Source organism: Caulobacter sp. D5 (assembly GCF_003185805.1).
Taxonomy (GTDB): Bacteria; Pseudomonadota; Alphaproteobacteria; order Caulobacterales; family Caulobacteraceae; genus Caulobacter.
In genome coordinates this window covers 1-4,082 of the sequence record NZ_QHJY01000379.1, presented here as the reverse complement: position 1 = coordinate 4,082, position 4,082 = coordinate 1, and the positions used below count along the sequence as shown (strand labels likewise).

The 4,082-nt window shown below is 67.8% G+C and carries 3 protein-coding genes and 2 pseudogenes; 3 read left to right on the top strand and 2 right to left on the bottom strand.

Going from position 1 to position 4,082, the window contains the following annotated elements; all coding sequences use genetic code 11:
- Together DMC18_RS21420 and DMC18_RS21415 are read right to left on the bottom strand one after the other, a co-directional pair.
- Positions 1-412 (bottom strand): annotated as a pseudogene (locus DMC18_RS21420) (SPOR domain-containing protein); the annotation flags it as partial.
- Positions 413-553: 141 nt separating this feature from the next.
- Positions 554-1,738 carry a deoxyguanosinetriphosphate triphosphohydrolase gene (locus DMC18_RS21415; RefSeq protein WP_110120916.1) on the bottom strand — a complete coding sequence of 395 codons (1,185 nt, stop codon included), beginning with the start codon at positions 1,736-1,738 and terminating at the stop codon, positions 554-556.
- Between the two features lie 77 nt (positions 1,739-1,815).
- Here DMC18_RS21415 and erpA point away from each other — a divergent pair, with 77 nt between their 5' ends.
- From erpA to DMC18_RS21400, 3 genes and pseudogenes are all read left to right on the top strand, one after another.
- Complete coding sequence (gene erpA / locus DMC18_RS21410; RefSeq protein WP_110120917.1) at positions 1,816-2,148, top strand: iron-sulfur cluster insertion protein ErpA; 333 nt, start codon at positions 1,816-1,818, stop codon at positions 2,146-2,148.
- 529 nt (positions 2,149-2,677) lie between these two features.
- Positions 2,678-3,466, top strand: coding sequence for an exodeoxyribonuclease III (gene xth, locus DMC18_RS21405; RefSeq protein ID WP_110120918.1), 789 nt, complete (start codon positions 2,678-2,680; stop codon positions 3,464-3,466).
- A 67-nt stretch (positions 3,467-3,533) separates the two neighbouring features.
- A pseudogene (locus DMC18_RS21400) lies at positions 3,534-4,082 on the top strand (hypothetical protein); the annotation flags it as partial.

The window sequence follows — 4,082 nt, the reverse complement described above, 5'->3', positions numbered from 1 at the left end:
CGACGGGCGGCTTGGCCGGCGGCAGGCTGGCGCTCTGCACCGGAGCGGCCGGCGGCGGGGCGGTCGGACGGGCCATCGGCTCTTCCGGCGGCGCGGCGTAGGTCGGCGAGGCCGTCGGGTTCTCGTGGCTGTAGATCTGCAGTCCGGCGGCTTCGTCGGGCTTGTTCTGGTCCGGCGCCGGAGCGGCCTTCATCTCGGCCACCGGCTCGCCCACGGTGCGCGGCGGCTCGTTGGGGCCACGGATGCCGTTGCGATAGACCAGGAACACGCCGACCAGCAGGGTGGCGAGCACCACCGCGCTGATGATCAGGGTCAGAGGCAGCGGCCTCGACCCACGCACCGGCTGGCGCGCATCGAAGGACAGCGGCGCATCAGTGGGCGGCGCATAGGCGCCGCGGTGCGGGTCGGACATCTCACAAGGCTCCAGAATTCCGGCGCTCGCATCGCCATCGGCGAATCACGCGCGCAAGTTCGTACTGTACTGGACCCGATCCCCGTTCAGAACTGTCGCACCCTTGCCGGTTGTGCATGTTCCTTCCGCGGCGGCAGGCCGTCAGTTCCAGACATCCAGATGGAACAGCTTGCGGTGCTCCTCGATGGCGAAACGATCGGTCATGCCGGCGATGTAGTCGCACACCACGCGGGCCCTTCCGGCCTGGTCGCGGTTCTGCGACTTGGCGAACCATTCAGAGGGCAGGACCTCGGGTTCGGCCAAGAAAAGCGTGAACATCTCGGCCAGAATGCGGCGCGCCTGGCTGCGGGTGCGGTTCACCCGCCAGTGGCGGTACATCTTGGCGTGAAGGAACTGGCGCAGGCGGGCCAGGTCTTCCAGCATGTCGGCCGAGAACGACACCAGCGCATGCGGCAGGGCCCGCACCTCGTCGGCCGAGGCGACGCCGGTGGCCGCGGCCCGTTGCAGGGTCTCGCCCATGACGTCGTCGACCATGGCGCCGATCATCCGGCGCACGGCCTCCAGACGGGTGATGCGCGCGTCGAGTTCCGGGCGTTCGCTGCGCACCGCCGCCAGGATCGGGCCGATCAGCGGCACGTCCATCAGCTCGTCCAGCGTGAAGAGCCCCGCCTCCACCCCGTCGTCGATGTCGTGGTTGTTGTAGGCGATGTCGTCCGACAGGGCCGCGACCTGGGCCTCGGCCGAGGCCCAGGTGTCCAGCTTGAGGCCGTATTCGGCGTCGTACTTGGAGATCGCCTTCCAAGACGGCTCGCCCAGCTTATGAACCACCGGACCGTTGTGCTTGATGACCCCTTCCAGGGTCTCCCAGGTCAGGTTCAGGCCGATGAAGTCCGGATAGCGGTGCTCCAGTTCGGTCACCACGCGGAAGGTCTGGACGTTGTGGTCGAAGCCGCCGAAGTCCTTGGTCTGCAGTTCCAGTTCGTCCTCGCCGGCATGGCCGAACGGCGGATGGCCCAGGTCGTGAGCCAGAGCGATGGTCTCGGCCAGATCGACGTCCAGCCCCAGGGCCGTGGCCAGCGAGCGGGCGATCTGGGCGACTTCCAGCGAATGGGTCAGTCGCGTGCGGAACTGGTCGCCCTCGTGGGCGACGAAGACCTGGGTCTTTTCCTTCAGGCGACGGAAGGCCGAGGTGTGGATGATGCGGTCGCGGTCACGGGCGAACGGGGTGCGCGTGCGGCTCTCGTCTTCCTGGTATCGCCGGCCGCGAGACTTGGCCGGATCCTCGGCGTAAGGGGCGCGGGGGACGGCGAACGGAGACGTCGACATGAGCGGCCTTTGCTGATCGCCCCTTTCCCCGGGGCGCGGACGTCCTCATATAGGCGATAGATGAAGTTTCCACAGCCATGACCGACACCACCGTTACGCTTTCTTCGAACGCCGCCCGCCGGCTGCACGCGCTTTCCGAGGCCGAAGGTCGCGAGGTGATGCTGCGCGTCGCCGTCGATGGCGGCGGCTGCTCGGGCTTCCAATATCGGTTCGATCTGGTCGAGGCCGCGCAGGACGACGATCTCAAGATCGAGCGCGACGGGGCAGCGGCCCTGGTCGACGTGATCTCCCTTGCCCTGCTGAAGGGTTCGGAGATCGATTTCGTCGACGAACTGGCCGGCGCCGAGTTCCGGGTGAAGAACCCCAACGCCAAGTCCAGCTGCGGCTGCGGCGTCAGCTTCTCGATCTGATCGCGAAGGCCTGCGGGCCAACGCCGAGCCTCGCTTGAAACGGGCGCGACTTGGCGTCTGTCGCGCTCTTCGGCGCCTGCGACCTGGCGTCGCGATCGTCGCGCGACCATTGTAATGCGACGCCGCCTCCCCTATTTGTAAGCGAGCGCTCATTACCTGCGGCCTCAATGCCGCACGAAAGCGCCATCCTCGCCCTAGCGCCGCCCTGCGGCGCGGGCGGGCTTTTCTCCCCTAATTCGATTATCCGGAACGACGACATCGCCGTTCCCAAACTGGAACTTTATGAAAACCAACACCACTCGTGCGCCCACCGCTGTCCAAAAGCCGCGCACCCCGAACCTTTCGCCTGCCGTGACCTCCCCGCTCTCGCCCGCCACGCTCTGGGCCTGGCCCGGCCTCACCCGCGCCGAACTGCGCGAACTGATCATCGATCAGATCGGCTAAGCGCCCTATCCCCCGAAATCTCCCCCTGGCCGCTTGAGCCCGAGGGCCGCGCCCCCTAGCCTCCGGCGCCTGCTCGGAGCCCGCCATGCGCATCGCCACCTGGAACGTCAATTCGGTCAACGCCCGCCTGGACAACGTCCTGGCCTGGTTCGAGGCCGAGGCGCCGGACGTCGCGGTGCTGCAGGAGATCAAGTGCATCGACGAGAAGTTCCCGGCCGAGGCCTTCGAGCGCCTGGGCTACAACGTCGTCGTCCACGGCCAGAAGACCTACAACGGCGTCGCCCTGCTCTCGAAGCATCCGCTCGAAGACGTCCGCAAGGGCCTGCCGCTGCTCGAAGGCGACGCCGAGGACGAGCAGGCGCGCTATGTCGAGGCGGTGATCTCCGGACCCAAGCCGGTGCGGGTGGTCGGCATCTACCTGCCCAACGGCAATCCGATCGGCACCGAGAAGTTCGCCTACAAGCTGTCGTGGATGCGCCGCCTGCACGAACACGCCAAGGGACTGCTCGCCTTCGAGGAGCCGCTGGTGATCGCCGGCGACTACAACGTCATCCCCGAAGCCGAGGACGTGGCCAATCCCGAGGCTTGGGCAGGCGACGCCCTGTTCCAGCCCGAGAGCCGCGCCGCCTTCCGGGCGCTGAAGAACCTCGGCTTCACCGACGCCTACATGCAGGCCGACGGCGCGCCGGGCGGCTACACCTTCTGGGACTATCAGGCCGGCGCCTGGCCCAGGAACCTGGGCATCCGCATCGACCACCTGCTGCTGTCGCCCCAGGCCGCCGACCTCCTCGAAGACGTCACGATCCACCGCGACGAACGAGACAAGGAAAAGCCGTCGGACCACGTGCCGGTGGTGGCCAGGCTAAAGCTCTGATCGCGGGCGCCCACCGGTATCGGGCGCCCCTGTCGCGAATCCGCGAACGCCGCTAGTTTCCGAAACCATGAGCGAGTTCTGGCGTCTCCTTGTTCTCGTGGCCATCGCCGGCTCGGCCGTCACCTTCATGGGCAGCGCGGCCATCTGGTTCATGGACGAAGAGCGGCGTATCCGCCGCGCCCTCCGCCACGTGCTGAAGGGCGAACCCGAGACCGTGATCATCGCTCACGGCCGCGGCAAGGGCGCGGGCTTCTCGTTCGACACCAACACCGCCGCCGTCGCCTGGGACAACGGGACCTGGTGCCTGCTCTACCGTATCGACGAGCTGATGGGGGCCGAGCTTTCGGTCGACAACCAGGTGATCGGCCGCGTGTTCCGGGGCGAGCAGCGCCGGGCCATCGACCAGATCGTCCAGCAGGCCAGCCGGGTCTGCCTGCGCATGATCTTCGACGATCCCCGCCACCCCGACTTCGAGCTGGACCTTTGGCTGGAAGGCGACCAGCAGCAGCGCCAGAGCCGCTCGCCCGCCCTGGCGATCCAGGAGGCCAACCGCTGGCTGGCCCGGGCCGAGGCCATCGTCCGCCGCCCGCTGGCGCCGCGCGGCCCCTCGCCCGCT

Coding starts and splice junctions, on each gene's coding strand:
- DMC18_RS21415 (WP_110120916.1), bottom strand. CDS start 1,738: ATGTCGACGTCTCCGTTCGCCGTCCCCCGCGCCCCTTACGCCGAGGAT.
- erpA (WP_110120917.1), top strand. CDS start 1,816: ATGACCGACACCACCGTTACGCTTTCTTCGAACGCCGCCCGCCGGCTG.
- xth (WP_110120918.1), top strand. CDS start 2,678: ATGCGCATCGCCACCTGGAACGTCAATTCGGTCAACGCCCGCCTGGAC.